General features: G+C 66.0%; 13 protein-coding genes. 12 read left to right on the forward strand and 1 reads right to left on the reverse strand.

Annotation, left to right across the window (positions count from 1 at the left end; genetic code table 11):
- Positions 1-28 precede the first annotated feature (28 nt).
- From gyrA to aroA, 7 genes are all read left to right on the forward strand, one after another.
- On the forward strand, positions 29-2,710 hold the full coding sequence (gyrA, locus tag BKK81_RS07035; protein ID WP_071011629.1) for a DNA gyrase subunit A: 2,682 nt from the start codon (positions 29-31) through the stop codon (positions 2,708-2,710).
- A 116-nt stretch (positions 2,711-2,826) separates the two neighbouring features.
- The gene (locus BKK81_RS07040) at positions 2,827-3,390 is read left to right on the forward strand and encodes a DUF2059 domain-containing protein (protein WP_071011631.1); all 564 of its coding nucleotides are present in this window, start codon (positions 2,827-2,829) and stop codon (positions 3,388-3,390) included.
- Positions 3,391-3,510: 120 nt separating this feature from the next.
- Positions 3,511-4,665, forward strand: a complete 1,155-nt coding sequence (gene serC, locus BKK81_RS07045; protein ID WP_071011632.1) for a 3-phosphoserine/phosphohydroxythreonine transaminase — start codon at positions 3,511-3,513, stop codon at positions 4,663-4,665.
- A 97-nt stretch (positions 4,666-4,762) separates the two neighbouring features.
- Complete coding sequence (gene pheA / locus BKK81_RS07050) at positions 4,763-5,911, forward strand: prephenate dehydratase (protein WP_071011634.1); 1,149 nt, start codon at positions 4,763-4,765, stop codon at positions 5,909-5,911.
- A 121-nt stretch (positions 5,912-6,032) separates the two neighbouring features.
- Positions 6,033-7,154 (forward strand): histidinol-phosphate transaminase, encoded by a 1,122-nt coding sequence (gene hisC / locus BKK81_RS07055; RefSeq protein WP_071011636.1) that lies wholly within the window; start codon positions 6,033-6,035, stop codon positions 7,152-7,154.
- Between the two features lie 146 nt (positions 7,155-7,300).
- Positions 7,301-8,197: a prephenate dehydrogenase gene (locus BKK81_RS07060; protein ID WP_071011637.1), complete on the forward strand. Its 897-nt coding sequence runs from the start codon at positions 7,301-7,303 to the stop codon at positions 8,195-8,197.
- 82 nt (positions 8,198-8,279) lie between these two features.
- Entirely contained in the window at positions 8,280-9,584 is a 1,305-nt protein-coding gene (gene aroA, locus BKK81_RS07065; RefSeq protein WP_071011639.1) for a 3-phosphoshikimate 1-carboxyvinyltransferase, read from the forward strand.
- A gap of 19 nt (positions 9,585-9,603) precedes the next feature.
- Here the strand turns inward: aroA and BKK81_RS07070 are convergent, their stop codons facing one another.
- Positions 9,604-9,840, reverse strand: a complete 237-nt coding sequence (locus BKK81_RS07070; protein WP_071011641.1) for a DUF2061 domain-containing protein — start codon at positions 9,838-9,840, stop codon at positions 9,604-9,606.
- A gap of 138 nt (positions 9,841-9,978) precedes the next feature.
- On the opposite strand from BKK81_RS07070, the gene cmk reads away from it, so the two are divergent.
- The 5 genes from cmk to lapB all read left to right on the forward strand — a co-directional run bounded on the left by cmk (position 9,979) and on the right by lapB (position 14,701).
- The gene (cmk, locus tag BKK81_RS07075) at positions 9,979-10,641 is read left to right on the forward strand and encodes a (d)CMP kinase (protein ID WP_071011642.1); all 663 of its coding nucleotides are present in this window, start codon (positions 9,979-9,981) and stop codon (positions 10,639-10,641) included.
- Between the two features lie 155 nt (positions 10,642-10,796).
- Positions 10,797-12,491 (forward strand): 30S ribosomal protein S1, encoded by a 1,695-nt coding sequence (rpsA, locus tag BKK81_RS07080; RefSeq protein WP_071011644.1) that lies wholly within the window; start codon positions 10,797-10,799, stop codon positions 12,489-12,491.
- Between the two features lie 28 nt (positions 12,492-12,519).
- Positions 12,520-12,930, forward strand: a complete 411-nt coding sequence (locus BKK81_RS07085) for an integration host factor subunit beta (RefSeq protein WP_071016182.1) — start codon at positions 12,520-12,522, stop codon at positions 12,928-12,930.
- 229 nt (positions 12,931-13,159) lie between these two features.
- Entirely contained in the window at positions 13,160-13,477 is a 318-nt protein-coding gene (locus BKK81_RS07090; protein WP_071011646.1) for a LapA family protein, read from the forward strand.
- Between the two features lie 3 nt (positions 13,478-13,480).
- Complete coding sequence (gene lapB, locus BKK81_RS07095; protein WP_071011647.1) at positions 13,481-14,701, forward strand: lipopolysaccharide assembly protein LapB; 1,221 nt, start codon at positions 13,481-13,483, stop codon at positions 14,699-14,701.
- Positions 14,702-14,738 lie beyond the last annotated feature (37 nt).

The raw sequence follows: 14,738 nt of genomic DNA on the forward strand, positions 1-14,738 counted from the left end.
CTAAACCCGCCGCATAAACCACGCCGCAATGGATCAATTCGCGAAAGAAACCCTTCCGGTCTCCCTCGAAGAGGAAATGCGCCGCTCCTACCTCGATTACGCCATGAGCGTGATCGTCGGGCGGGCGCTTCCCGATGTGCGGGACGGCCTGAAGCCGGTACACCGGCGCGTGCTCTATGCGATGCACGAGCTCAACAACGACTGGAACCGGGCCTACAAGAAGTCGGCCCGTATCGTCGGCGATGTGATCGGTAAATATCACCCTCACGGCGACACGGCAGTCTACGACACCATCGTCCGCATGGCGCAGGATTTCTCGCTGCGCTACATGCTGGTGGATGGCCAGGGCAACTTCGGCTCCGTTGATGGCGACAACGCTGCAGCGATGCGCTACACGGAAATCCGCCTGTCGAAGATCGCCCACGAGATGCTGCACGATATCGACAAGGAAACGGTCGATTTCGGTCCGAACTACGACGGTTCGGAAAGCGAGCCGCTGATCCTGCCGGCACGCATCCCCAACCTGCTGATCAACGGCTCGTCGGGCATCGCGGTCGGCATGGCGACGAATATCCCGCCGCACAACCTCAACGAGGTGGTGGACGCCTGCCTGCACCTGCTGCGCAATCCCGACGCCACGGTCGATGACCTGATCGAATTGCTGCCGGCGCCCGATTTCCCCACGGCCGGCATCATCTACGGTATCCAGGGGGTGCGCGAGGGTTACCGCACCGGCCGCGGCCGGGTCGTCATGCGGGCCAAGACGCACTTCGAGGATATCGACCGCGGGCAGCGCCAGGCGATCATCGTCGATGAGCTGCCCTACCAGGTGAACAAGCGCACGCTGCTCGAGCGTATCGCCGAACTGGTCACCGAGAAGAAGATCGAGGGCATCTCCGACATCCGGGACGAGTCCGACAAGTCGGGCATGCGCGTGGTGATCGAGCTCAAGCGCAACGAAGTGCCCGAGGTGGTGCTCAACAACCTATATAAGAACACCCAGCTGCAGGATACCTTCGGCATGAACATGGTGGCGCTGGTCGACGGCCAGCCGCGCCTGCTGAACCTGCGCCAGATGCTGGAGTGCTTCCTGTCGCACCGGCGTGAAGTGGTTACCCGCCGCACCGTGTTCGAGCTGCGCAAGGCGCGCGAGCGCGGCCACGTGCTGGAAGGCCTGGCCGTGGCGCTGGCCAATATCGACGAGTTCATCGCCATCATCAAGGCAGCGCCCACGCCGCCGGTCGCCAAGCAGGAGCTGATGGCGAAGTCCTGGGACTCGGGCCTGGTGCGCGAGATGCTGGCACGTGCCGAAAGCGACACGCCGGGCGGCCGCGCTTCCTACCGTCCGGATGGCCTGCCTGCCGTGTTCGGCATGCAGGCCGACGGCCTCTATCGCCTGTCGGATTCCCAGGCCCAGGAAATCCTGCAGATGCGCCTGCAGCGCCTTACCGGCCTCGAGCAGGACAAGATTGTCCAGGAATACCGCGAAGTGATGGCGATCATCGCCGATCTGCTCGATATCCTGGCGCGTCCGGAACGGATCACGACCATCATCTCCGACGAACTGGGCGCGATCCGCGCCGAGTTCGGCGACGAGCGACGCTCGCAGATCGAGCTGAACGCCACCGAGCTGGACATGGAGGACCTGATCACCCCGCAGGACATGGTGGTCACGCTGTCGCACAGCGGCTATATGAAGAGCCAGCCGATCTCCGAATACCGCGCGCAGAAGCGCGGCGGGCGCGGCAAGCAGGCGGCAGCGACGAAGGAAGACGACTGGATCGATACCCTGTTCGTGGCCAATACCCACGACTACATCCTGTGCTTCTCCAATCGTGGTCGCCTGTACTGGCTGAAGGTCTACGAGGTACCGCAGGGTTCGCGCAATTCGCGCGGCCGCCCCATCGTCAATATGTTCCCGCTGTCCGACGGCGAGAAGATCAACGTGATCCTGCCGGTGCGCCAATTCGACGCCGAGCACTTCATCTTCATGGCGACGGCGCGCGGTACCGTGAAGAAGACCGCGCTGACGGACTTCTCCAACCCGCGCAAGGCCGGCATCATCGCGGTCGACCTCGATGAGGGGGATTTCCTGATCGGTGCGGCGGTAACCGATGGCCAGCACGATGTGATGCTGTTCTCCGACGCGGGCAAGGCCGTGCGCTTCGACGAGAACGATGTGCGTCCGATGGGGCGCCAGGCACGTGGCGTGCGCGGCATGAATCTGGAGGAAGGCCAGAGCGTGATCGCCATGCTGGTGGCGCCGGCGGAATCCGCCGACGCTGTCGACGGCGAGGCTCCGGCAGTGACCGTGGGCAGCGTGCTGACCGCCACTGAGAACGGCTACGGCAAGCGTACCCCCATCTCCGAATACACTCGACATGGCCGCGGTACTAAGGGCATGATTGCGATCCAGACGAGCGAGCGCAATGGCCGGGTGGTGGCCGCGGCACTCGTGGCGCCGGAGGACGAGATCATGCTGATCACCACCGGCGGCGTGCTGATCCGCACCCGTGTCGCCGAGATCCGCGAGATGGGTCGCGCCACGCAGGGCGTGACGCTGATCAACGTCGACGAAGGTACCAAGCTGTCGGGTCTGCAACGCATCGTGGAAACGGATGGCGACAACGCCGGCGCCGGCGATGAGGCCGGGGCCGACGACGCGGATGCCGAGACGCCGGGCGGTGACGAGCCTGGCGCGGCGAGCTGATCGGGCCGGATCCGCATCGTTCACGCTGTAAAGACTTGAAACAGTAATCGGACTTTTCACCGGAACTCGACCGGTGGGGTCCGGACTAACCGAGACATATTTACCAGGGAGTCATAATGCTCAAAACCACTCGTCAATTCGCCGTTCTGGCGGCCTCCGTCTCCGCGCTCATGCTGGCGCCGTACGCGCACGCACAGGATGCGGACAAGACGGCCGCGATCAAGGAACTGCTGACGGTGATGCAGGCCGACCAGGTCGTCAAGAACCAGGGCGAGATGTTCCAGCAGAATGCCAAGCAGGACGCGCCGGCCGTGCTGGAGCAGGTGCTGATCGAGAACAAGACGCTGAACGACAAGCAGAAGCAGGCTGTGGTCGACAAGCTGAAGAAGAACGGCGCGGTCCAGCGCATGGTCGACGGCGCGGGCCAGGCCTTCACCACCGATGCCTTCAAGAAGGACGCGATCCAGGCCCACTACGAGGCTTTCGGCAAGTACTACAGCACCCAGGAACTCAAGGACCTGACTACCTTCCTGAAGTCGTCGACCGGCCAGAAGTTCATGACCAACCAGGGCAAGGCGACCCAGGAGATCTGGGGCTCGACCATGCAGAAGTACGGTCCGCAGGTCGGCAAGGCCATGCGTGACGCCGCCGAGAAGGAAATCGCCGCTGCTGCGAAGTAAGCACTGGCGGATGCCGGAGCCGGGCCTGCGTTCAGGTGATTCCGGCGCCGCGCCGCGCAACGCGGGGCGGGTTTGAGTGATAATGGCTGCTTGGGTAACACCGGCAGCCATTTTTCTTTCATGAACGATCCTCAGAATCCAGCCCTTGCCGCCATGATGCAGCGCGCCGTGGCAGAGCGTGTCTACAATTTCTCTCCCGGTCCGGCAGCGCTGCCGGCCGAGGTGCTGCAGCAGGCGGCCGAGGAGATGCTGTCCTGGCATGGCTCCGGCGTTTCCGTGATGGAGATGAGCCACCGCAGCCGCGAGTTCGAAAGCATCCTGGCCCAGGCCGAGGCGGACCTGCGCGAACTGCTGCAGGTGCCCAAGGATTACCGCATCCTGTTCCTGCAGGGCGGCGCCATCGGCGAGAACGCCATCGTGCCGCTGAACCTGATGCGTCGCCTCGACGCCGAGCGGCCGAAGGCCGACTTCGTCGTGACCGGCACCTGGTCGGTCAAGACCGAGCAGGAGGCGCGCCGCTACGGCGAGGTCAATATCGCGGCTTCCAGCGTCGAGCAGAAGTTCGTGCGCATCCCCGATGTGGCGGACTGGAAGCTGGCCGACGATTCGGCCTACCTCCACCTGTGCACCAACGAGACCATCGTCGGCGTCGAGTTCCAGGAGGTGCCCGAGGTCGGGCAGAAGCACGGGCGCGTGGTGGTGGCGGATGTATCCAGCCACATCCTGTCGCGTCCGGTCGACTGGTCGCGGCTGCAGGTGGTCTATGGCGGTGCGCAGAAGAACATCGGCCCCGCCGGCGTGACCATCGTCATCGTGCGCGAGGACCTGCTCGGCCATGCGCATCCGCTGTGCCCGTCCGCCTTCAATTGGCGACTGGCCGCCGAGCATGGCTCGATGTACAACACGCCGCCGACCTACGCCATCTATATTGCCGGCCTGGTGTTCCAGTGGCTCAAGCGCCAAGGTGGTGTGCCCGCCGTCGAGCAGCGCAATATCGCCAAGGCCAAGGCACTGTACGATTTCCTCGACCAGAGCGCGTTCTACCGCAACGAGATCGATCCGAGCTGCCGTTCGCGCATGAACGTGCCGTTCTTCCTGGCCGACGAATCCCGCAACGAAGCCTTCCTGGCCCAGGCGCGCGCCGCCGGGCTGGTGCAGCTCAAGGGCCACAAGTCCGTGGGCGGCATGCGGGCGAGTATCTACAACGCGATGCCGCTCGAGGGCGTGATGGCGCTCATCGACTTCATGCGCGAATTCGAGCGCAGCGCGGCCTGAGTGCCGCTGAGCCGCGGGCGGGTGCCCGCGGCACGCTGCCGGACCGCGCGGCCTTTCCCGTTCCGCCCCGCCGGGGGCGGGCCAGCAGATTCCACACATGACAAGCCAAGACAAGCAAGACGCCGCCGAGGAGACACAGCCGGCCGGCAGCCAACCCAGTGCGGCCGAACAGGCCCTGTCGGTCGAACTCGCGCCGCTGCGCGAGCAGATCGATACCGTGGATCGCGAACTGCTCGCCATGCTCAACCGCCGCGCCCAGCTCGCGCTGGACGTGGGCGAGGTGAAGAAGAAGTACGGTGCTCCGGTGTTCCGCCCCGAGCGCGAACTGCAGGTGATCCGCAAGGTGCAGGGAGCCAATCCCGGACCGCTGCTGGGTGAAAGCGTGGCGGCGATCTGGCGCGAAGTGATGTCGGCATGCCGCGGCCTGGAGAAGCCGCTGGAGGTTGCCTTCCTGGGGCCGGTCGGCACCTTTACCGAGCAGGCGCTCTACGCGCACTTCGGCCACGAGGTCAGCGGCGTGCCGTGCCCGAGCATTGACGAGGTGTTCCGCGCGGTCGAGGCCGGCACCGTCGAGTATGGTGTGGTGCCGGTCGAGAATTCGACCGAGGGCGCGGTGTCGCGCACGCTCGACCTGTTCCTGCAGACCTCGCTGAAGATCAGCGGCGAGATCGCGCTGAAGGTGCATCACAACCTGATGGCCTCGTCGCCCGACATGAAGGGTGTGACCGTGGTGCGCGCGCATGCGCAGGCGCTGGCCCAGTGCCAGCACTGGCTGAGCGCCAACTACCCGCACCTGGAGCGGCAGGCGGTGTCGAGCAATGCCGAGGCTGCACGCATGGCGAGCGAGGATCCGAGCGTGGCGGCGATCGCCGGCGAACAGGCCGCCAACCGCTACCACCTGCACATCGTGCGCTCCCATATCCAGGATGATCCGCACAATCGCACGCGCTTCGTGGTGATCGGTCGCTACGAGACCGAGCCGTCCGGCAGCGACCAGACCTCGCTGATCCTGTCGGTGCCGAACAAGGCCGGCGCGGTCTACCAGCTGCTGGCGCCGCTGGCCCAGAACGGTGTGTCGATGTGCCGCTTCGAGTCCCGACCCGCACGCAGCGGTGCCTGGGAGTATTACTTCTACGTCGACGTCGAAGGCCACCAGCGCGAGCCATCCGTGGCGCAGGCGATCGACGAACTGCGCCGCAACGCGGCCTACCTGAAGGTGCTGGGTTCCTACCCGTCCAGCAAGTAGGCGCCGGCGCATCGGCTGCTGGCGGGTATCGTGCGCGGTGGAAGGCCGCAGAGCATGGCGATGTGCGGTTTCGCTGCCGATCCATCACGCATCACTGATCAGAACAGAACCAGGAGAAGACATGGCAGAGCAGGGCGGCAACGTGCGATTCGGGCCGGACTATGTGCGGGCGATTTCCCCCTACGTGGCCGGCAAGCCGATCGCCGAGGTGGCGCGCGAGTTCGGGCTGGACGAGGCGGGCATCGTCAAGCTGGCCTCCAACGAGAACCCGCTCGGCATGCCGGAGTCGGCGCGCCGCGCCGTCGCGGCGGCGGCCGCGGACCTCGGGCGCTATCCCGACGCCAACGGCTTCGAGCTGAAGGCGGCGCTGTCGGCTCGCTTCGGCGTGCCGGCCGACTGGCTGACGCTCGGCAACGGCAGCAACGATATTCTTGAGCTGGCGGCGCACGCCCTGGTGCAGCCGGGCGAAGCGATCGTCTACGCGGAATACTCCTTCGCCGTCTACGCGCTCGCCACGCAGGAAGTCGGCGCGCGCGCCATCGAAGTGCGGGCGCGCGACTACGGCCACGACCTCGACGCGATGGCAGCCGCCATCACGGCCGACACGCGGCTGGTCTTCATTGCCAATCCCAACAATCCGACCGGCACCTTCCTGCCGGCCGGGCAGATTGCCGCCTTCCTGGCCAAGGTGCCGTCGCATGTGGTGGTGGTGTTGGACGAGGCTTACAACGAATACCTGGAGCCTGCGCAGCAGTACGACTCCATCGAGTGGGTGCGCCGGTATCCGAATCTGCTGGTGTCGCGTACCTTCTCCAAGGCCTATGGCCTGGCCGGGCTGCGCGTCGGCTACGCGGTCGCCCAGCCCGCGCTGACCGACCTGCTCAACCGTATCCGCCAGCCGTTCAACGTCAACAGCCTGGCCCAGGCGGCAGCCATCGCGGCGCTGGGCGATGCGGCCTTCCTGCGCGAGAGCGCGGAGCTGAACCGGGCCGGCAAGGCCCAGTTGGCCGGGGCCTTCGAGCGCCTCGGCCTCGAATATGTGCCCTCGTCCGGCAACTTCGTGCTGGTGCGCGTCGGTGATGACGACGAGGCCGGCAACCGCGTGAACCTGGCCTTGCTCAAGCAGGGCGTGATCGTGCGTCCGGTCGGTGGCTACAAGTTGCCTCGCTGGCTGCGCATCACCGTCGGCCTGCCCGAGGAGAACGCGGCCTGCATCGCCGCGCTCGAGACCGCGCTGAAGTAACGCACTCGGCGCGTCGCCATGTTTCCGGGGGATCGTCCCCCGGCGCAGGGCGGGCAGGCCAATCCCCGGCGGTGCGAAAACGCGCGCGCGACCGGCTACAATATCGGATTCCCGAAATTTCCTCGCCTGGCAGGCAGCGTATTCCCGTGTCCGCACTTCATTTTTCCCGTGTCGTCATCGTCGGTGTCGGCCTGATCGGAGGTTCGCTCGCGCTGGCGCTCAAGCGGGCCGGTGTGGCCGGCAAGGTGATCGGTGTCGGGCGCTCCCGGGCCTCGCTCGAGCGGGCCCAGGCACTGGGCGTGATCGACGAAGCCGCGCCGCTGGAGGTTGCGGCCAAGGGCGCCAGCCTGATCGTGCTGTGCGCGCCGGTGGCGCAGACCTTCGCCTTGCTGCACGCGCTCGAGCCGCATCTCGAGCCGGGCACCATCGTCACCGATGCCGGCAGCACCAAGTCCGACGTCATCATGGCGGCCAAGACCGCGCTGGGCGACAAGGTGGCGCAGTTCGTTCCCGCCCATCCGATCGCCGGGCGCGAGCTCAACGGCGTCGAGGCCGCGCTGGCGGGGCTCTATGAAGGCAAGAAGACCGTGCTGTGCCCGCTGCAGGAGAACACGCGTGCGGATGTCGCCGCCGTGCGGGCGATGTGGGAAGCGGCAGGCGCCGATTGCCACGTGATGTCCGCGGTCCAGCACGATGCCGTGTTCGCGGCCGTCAGCCACCTGCCGCACGTGTTGTCCTACGCGCTGGTGGCCCAGGTGGCCAATGCCGAGGACGCCGCACTGAAACTGGATTTCGCCGGCGGCGGCTTCCGCGACTTCACCCGCATCGCGGCGTCATCGCCGGAGATGTGGCGCGACATCTGCGTGGCGAACCGTGATGCGCTGCTGCGCGAGATCGCCACCTACCAGTCCGTGCTGGCGCACCTGAAGGCGCGGATCGAGGCCAGCGACGGCGAAGGCCTGGAACGCGTCTTCGCGCGCGCCAGCCAGGCGCGGCTCGCCTGGGGCGCCCAGCGCGCCGCCGCTGCCAACGTCGAACCGTGATGCCGGCCGGCGCGGCAAGCCGTGCCGCGCCGCTGCGCAGTGCCCGCCAGTCCCCCACCCGCTAGCCAGTCAATCAGCCACCATGGAACACCTTACGATCGGTCCTCTCACCCGTGCCGCCGGCACGGTCCGCCTGCCGGGCTCCAAGAGCATCTCCAACCGTGTGCTGCTGCTGGCCGCCCTGGCCGACGGCGAGACGCGCGTGCGCGATCTGCTCGATTCGGACGACACGCGGGTGATGCTGCAGGCCCTCCAGGCGCTGGGCGTGGCCTGGCGGCAGGACGGTGCCGATTATCTCGTGAGCGGCACCGGCGGCGGATTCCCCATCAAGTCGGCCGAGCTTTTCATGGGCAATGCCGGCACCGCGATCCGTCCGCTGACCGCGGCGCTGGCGCTGCAGGGCGGCAGCTACCGCTTGTCCGGCGTGCAGCGCATGCACGAGCGGCCGATCGGTGACCTGGTCGATGGCCTGCGCCAGGTCGGCGCGCGCATCGACTACCTGGGCACGGAGGGCTATCCTCCGCTGGCGGTGCATCCGGCGTCGATCCGCATCGATGGGCCGATCCGCGTGCGCGGCGACGTTTCCAGCCAGTTCCTGACCGCGCTGCTGATGGCGCTGCCGCTGGTGCAGGCGCCCGATGGCCGCATCGTGATCGAGGTGGTGGGCGAGCTGATCTCCAAGCCCTATATCGAGATCACCCTGAACCTGATGGCGCGTTTCGGTGTGGTGGTCGAGCGCGATGGCTGGTCGCGCTTCGTGCTGCCGGCGGGGGCGCGCTACCGCTCGCCTGGCGAGATCTTCGTCGAGGGCGATGCCTCGTCGGCGTCCTACTTCCTGGCGGCTGGCGCCATCGGCGGCGGCCCGCTGCGCGTGGAGGGTGTCGGCATGGCCAGTATCCAGGGGGACGTCCGCTTCGCCGATGCGCTCAATCGCATGGGTGCCAACATGATGGCGGGCGACAACTGGATCGAGGTGCGTGGCACCGAGCGCGACGATGGCGGCCTGCATGCCATCGAGCTCGATTGCAACCACATTCCCGACGCGGCGATGACGCTGGCGGTAGCCGCGCTGTTCGCCAAGGGCACCACCACGCTGACCAACATCGCCAGCTGGCGGGTCAAGGAAACCGACCGCATCGCGGCGATGGCGAAGGAATTGCGCAAGCTCGGCGCGGAGGTGGAGGAGGGCGCGGACTACCTGCGCGTGACGCCGCCGCAGCAATGGCAAAGTCCGGCCGAGGGCATCGACACCTATGATGATCATCGGATGGCGATGTGTTTTGCGCTGGCGGCCTTCGGGCCGCTGCCGGTGCGCATCAATGAGCCGGGCTGCGTGGCGAAGACCTTCCCCGACTACTTCCAGGTCCTGGCCGGCGTCGCACGCTGAGGCGCCGCGGGGCACCGTATCAGCCGCCCGGCATGGCATCCGCCGCGGCGGGCGCAGCCGGTTCCGCCGGTCCTGCCGCATGGGCGCGGGCTTCGCGCCGTGCCCAGAAGCGTTCGAAGAAGTAGTGGGCCACGGTGTTGACGGCCGGCTCGATGAAGGTGATGGCGCCGCTGATGGCCAGGCTGCCGGTCAGCGCGTAGGTGACGCTGAAGGCGATGCCGAGGTGCATGACGCCGAACGACAGGGTTTTGGCCATGGTAGATTGCCTTGCGCGATGAGGGTCCGTAAATGGCACGCAGCGGGAGGTCATTCGATCCAGCGTGTGCACCATGACCAAATGATAATGATTCCTATTTGCTTTTCAAGGCAATTATTTTTGTTGTTGTAATCAAAAATGACTATCGTTGATGTCATCACCATCGATGGACCCACGGCTTCCGGCAAGGGTACTGTCGCGCACAAGGTCGCCGATGCGCTGGCCTTCCACCTGCTCGACAGCGGTGCCTTGTACCGGCTGGTGGCGCTGGCCAGCGTGCGCGTGGACATCGACGTCCAGGATGTCGAGGCGCTTGCAAAACTGGCGGCCAGCCTCGATGTCAAGTTCGGCCCGGACCGGGTCTGGCTGGCTGGCGAGGAAGTGAGCCTGGCGATACGCGCCGAGGCGATCGGCAACCGCGCCTCGGCGCTCGCGGTGCATCAGCCGGTACGCGACGCCCTGACCAGGCTGCAGCGCGACTTCCGCAAGCTGCCGGGGCTGGTGGCGGACGGGCGCGACATGGGCACCGTGATCTTTCCCGACGCCGGGCTGAAAGTGTTCTTGACGGCAAGCGCCGAGGCACGCGCCCGGAGACGCTATAAACAATTGATTGATAAGGGGATTTCTGCTAATATCGAAGACCTTTTGCGTGACCTCGAGGCGCGCGACGCGCGGGATCGTACCCGTGCCGCCGCGCCGCTGCGTCCCGCCGAAGATGCGCGGCTGCTCGATACCTCCGACATGACGGTGGAGCAGGCGGTTGCGCAGGTGCTCGCGTGGCATGCCGAAACGCGCGCGTGATGCTTCACGCGGCCGGCGTGCCATCAGGCGCCGAGGCGGCTTGCCCGGTCGATGACGGCCGGCGCCGGCTTTTGTTCAACCTGACCCCGCTGCATTGGCAGACTGTGCGCGATCCTCGCGCCGGCCAGCGTACTGCGGATTGTTAACCTACGTTTATGTCCGACCTGCAAACTAACGAATCCTTTGCCGCACTGTTCGAGGAATCGATCGCCCGCTCCAATATGAAGGCTGGCGAAGTGATCTCCGCTGAAGTCGTGCGCATCGACCACAACTTCGTGGTCGTCAACGCCGGCCTCAAGTCCGAGGCTTTCGTGCCGGTGGAGGAGTTCCTGAACGACCAGGGCGAACTCGAAGTGCAGGCCGGCGACTACGTCTCCGTGGCCATCGACGCGCTCGAGAACGGCTATGGCGACACCATCCTTTCGCGCGACAAGGCCAAGCGCCTGGCCTCGTGGCTGAACCTCGAGAAGGCCCTGGAAGACGGCGAGATCATCTCGGGTACCGTGACCGGCAAGGTCAAGGGCGGCCTGACCGTCATGGTCAACGGCATCCGCGCCTTCCTGCCCGGCTCGCTGGTCGACGTGCGTCCGATCAAGGACACCACGCCGTACGAAGGCAAGACCCTGGAATTCAAGGTCATCAAGCTGGATCGCAAGCGCAACAACGTGGTGCTGTCGCGCCGCGCCGTGGTGGAAGCGACCCTGGGCGAAGAGCGCCAGAAGCTGATGGAAACCCTGAAGGAAGGCGCCATCGTCAACGGTATCGTCAAGAACATCACCGACTACGGTGCGTTCGTTGACCTGGGCGGCATCGACGGCCTGCTGCACATCACCGACCTGGCATGGCGCCGCGTCCGCCACCCGAGCGAAGTGCTGTCGGTTGGCCAGGAAATCACCGCCAAGATCCTCAAGTTCGACCAGGAAAAGAACCGCGTCTCGCTGGGCGTGAAGCAACTGGGCGAAGATCCGTGGGTCGGCATCTCGCGCCGCTACCCGCAAGGCACCCGCCTGTTCGGCAAGGTGACCAACCTGACCGACTACGGCGCGTTCGTCGAGATCGAAGCCGGCATCGAAGGCCTGGTGCACGTGTCGGAAATGGACTGGACCAACAAGAACGTGGCCCCGTCCAAGGTTGTCCAGCTGGGCGACGAAGTCGAAGTCATGGTGCTGGATATCGACGAAGACAAGCGTCGTATCAGCCTGGGCATGAAGCAGTGCAAGGCCAATCCGTGGGACGATTTCAGCCGCAACCACAAGAAGGGCGACAAGCTGTCGGGCCAGATCAAGTCGATCACCGACTTCGGCGTGTTCATCGGCCTGCCCGGTGGCATCGACGGCCTGGTCCACCTGTCCGACCTGTCCTGGAACGAAGCCGGCGAAGAAGCCGTGCGCAAGTACAAGAAGGGCGACGAAGTGGAAGCCGTGGTGCTGGGTATCGACGTCGACAAGGAACGCATCTCGCTGGGTATCAAGCAGCTGTCGGGCGATCCGTTCAACAACTTCATCTCGGCCAACGACAAGGGCTCCATCGTGACCGGCACCATCAAGGCGGTGGATGCCAAGGGCGCCGTGGTGCAGCTGGCTGACGACGTGGAAGGCTACCTGCGCGCTTCGGAAATCGCGGCTGACCGCGTGGAAGATGCTCGCAACGTGCTGAAGGAAGGCGAACAGATCACCGCCCTGGTGGTGAACGTCGACCGCAAGTCGCGCAACATCAACCTGTCGATCAAGGCCAAGGACAACGCAGAGCAGCAGGAAGCGATGCAGAAGTTCCAGGCCGATACCAGCACTGCCGGCACGACCAACCTGGGCGCGCTGCTGAAGGCCAAGCTGGGCCAGGACAACCAGTAAGCGCTGGTTCCACGCGTAGCGGATGCCCATGACCAAGTCCGAGCTCGTCGAAAAACTGGCTGGCCGTTTCCCGCAGCTGCTGCTGCGCGATGCGGACATTTCGGTGAAAACGATCCTCGACGCGATGTCCGATGCGCTGGCCGACGGCCATCGCATCGAGATCCGCGGCTTCGGCAGCTTCGGTCTGAACCGGCGTCCGCCGCGCGTTGGCCGCAATCCCAAGTCCGGCGAACGCGTGCTGGTGCCCGAGAAACGGGTGCCGCACTTCAAGGCGGGCAAGGAATTGCGCGAGCGGGTGGACCGTTCGCTGCTGCGGTCGCCGGTCAACGGCGGCAGCGGTGGCGGCGGTGCGCATGCCGCCCATGGCCAGGCCGGGCAATCGGCCCAGGCGGGTGGCAGCGCGCTGTTGGACGGCGGGCTGAACCTGGTCCGCTCCTGAGCGGGTCCGCTCCGCGGCTGTCTGCAAAAGCGCTCCTGACCGGAGCGCTTTTTTCGTTGGGGCCGCCGGCATCTCTTGCCGCCGTGTGGCGTGCCTGTCATGTTTCGTCACAGATTGCAGGCAAGGGCTTACCTTCGGCGCCGAACGATTCCGTTACAATGCCGGGAATTCGCCGCAAGTGCCGTGGCGCCGGCTCCTGAACGCGCTTTTCTAGTCCATCCTTGCTCGCATGAAACTTGTTGCCTGGACCATCCGCATCGTGCTGTTCGTGCTGCTGTTCGTGCTGGCACTGCGAAATACCGGCGAGGCGGCGCTACAGTTGTTTTTCGGCGCAGTCTGGCACGCGCCGTTGATCCTGATCCTGCTTGCCGCCTTCGCGCTCGGCATCGTCGCCGCGCTGATCGCGGTCGCGCCGGCGCTGATGCGCCAGCGCATGGAGGCCAGCCGTTTGCGCCGTTCGCTGGATGCGGCACGCGCGCAGCAGGCGGCAGAGAGCAGTGAGCGCGGGACGGGCGTTCCCTACAACATAATGGGACCGAAAGTCTGAGTCATGATGTTTGAAACCTGGTGGCTGCTGGGACTGCCGCTCGTCTTCGGCCTGGGCTGGGTGGCCGCGCGTTTCGACGTGCGCCAGCTGCTGAGCGAGCAGGGGGCGCTGCCGCGCTCCTACTTCAAAGGCCTCAATTTCCTGCTCAACGAGCAGCCTGACAAGGCCATCGACGCCTTCATCGAAGTGGCCCGGCTCGATCCGGAAACCACTGAACTCCATTTCGCGCTGGGGGCGCTGTTCCGCCGGCGCGGCGAGACCGAGCGCGCCATCCGCGTGCATCAGAACCTCGCCAGTCGTCCCGACCTGCCCGAGTCCGAACGCGAACACGCCTTGTACGAGCTGGGGCAGGACTTCCTGCGGGCGGGGCTGCTGGATCGCGCCGAGGAGTCGCTGCGGCGCCTGATGTCCGGCCCCTATGCCGCATCGTCCAAGCGGGTACTGCTCGAGCTGTACCAGGTCGAGAAAGAATGGAAGAAGGCGATCGACGCCGCGCGTGAGTTGCAGGGGCTCGAGCAGAAGGACTACAGCGTGCAGATCGCGCAGTTCTGCTGCGAGCTGGGCCAGGAGGCGCTGCAGCGCAAGCAGCCCGAGCAGGCGGTGCAGTGGCTGCATCAGGCACTCAAGGAGAACCCGAAGAACGTGCGCGCGCCGATGCTGCTGGGCGACGTGTCCTCCGCCGCCGGCGATCCTGCGGCGGCGCTGGAGCACTGGCTCGGCATCGAGCGGCAGGATGCCGCCTTCGTGCCGCTGGTGGCCGACCGCGTGGTCAAAGCCTACCACCAGCTGGGACAGCAAGGACGCGCGCTCGACTGGCTGCATGGCCTGCTCAAGGGCAATCTGGCTCCAGAGCTGCTCGACACGGCCTATCGCGCCGAACTGGAGGCAAACGGGGCGGCCGCCGCGGTGACGCTGATGCGCGACCAGTTGCGCCGCCAGCCTTCGCTGCTGGCGCTGACACGCTATTTCGAGGCGCAGGCCGAACTGGGCCGGCAGGAAGCGCCGGCACAGGAGGCGGCCGGCGCCACCGCGACCGCCACGCCGGTTGCCGACCAGGGCCAGGAGGCCGCTGCCATCGGCAAGCTGCTGCAGGCCCGCACGCGCAACCTGGCGCGCTACACCTGCCGCGAGTGCGGATTCCGCGCCCGGCTCTTCTATTGGCAGTGCCCCGGCTGTGCCCGCTGGGAAACCTATGCGCCGCGCCGCACCGAAGCGCTGGGCTGAGTCCGGCTGCCTGCGCGCGCACCCGAATCTGGAGTAC

It is taken from the genome of Cupriavidus sp. USMAHM13 (assembly GCF_001854285.1).
Lineage (GTDB): Bacteria > Pseudomonadota > Gammaproteobacteria > Burkholderiales > Burkholderiaceae > Cupriavidus > Cupriavidus malaysiensis.

Bases quoted from the DNA above. Each gene is read 5' to 3' on its own strand.
- serC (WP_071011632.1), top strand. From the start codon at position 3,511: ATGAACGATCCTCAGAATCCAGCCCTTGCCGCCATGATGCAGCGCGCC.
- BKK81_RS07070 (WP_071011641.1), bottom strand. From the start codon at position 9,840: ATGGCCAAAACCCTGTCGTTCGGCGTCATGCACCTCGGCATCGCCTTC.
- pheA (WP_071011634.1), top strand. From the start codon at position 4,763: ATGACAAGCCAAGACAAGCAAGACGCCGCCGAGGAGACACAGCCGGCC.
- BKK81_RS07085 (WP_071016182.1), top strand. From the start codon at position 12,520: ATGACCAAGTCCGAGCTCGTCGAAAAACTGGCTGGCCGTTTCCCGCAG.
- lapB (WP_071011647.1), top strand. From the start codon at position 13,481: ATGATGTTTGAAACCTGGTGGCTGCTGGGACTGCCGCTCGTCTTCGGC.
- hisC (WP_071011636.1), top strand. From the start codon at position 6,033: ATGGCAGAGCAGGGCGGCAACGTGCGATTCGGGCCGGACTATGTGCGG.
- gyrA (WP_071011629.1), top strand. From the start codon at position 29: ATGGATCAATTCGCGAAAGAAACCCTTCCGGTCTCCCTCGAAGAGGAA.
- aroA (WP_071011639.1), top strand. From the start codon at position 8,280: ATGGAACACCTTACGATCGGTCCTCTCACCCGTGCCGCCGGCACGGTC.
- BKK81_RS07040 (WP_071011631.1), top strand. From the start codon at position 2,827: ATGCTCAAAACCACTCGTCAATTCGCCGTTCTGGCGGCCTCCGTCTCC.
- cmk (WP_071011642.1), top strand. From the start codon at position 9,979: ATGACTATCGTTGATGTCATCACCATCGATGGACCCACGGCTTCCGGC.
- rpsA (WP_071011644.1), top strand. From the start codon at position 10,797: ATGTCCGACCTGCAAACTAACGAATCCTTTGCCGCACTGTTCGAGGAA.
- BKK81_RS07090 (WP_071011646.1), top strand. From the start codon at position 13,160: ATGAAACTTGTTGCCTGGACCATCCGCATCGTGCTGTTCGTGCTGCTG.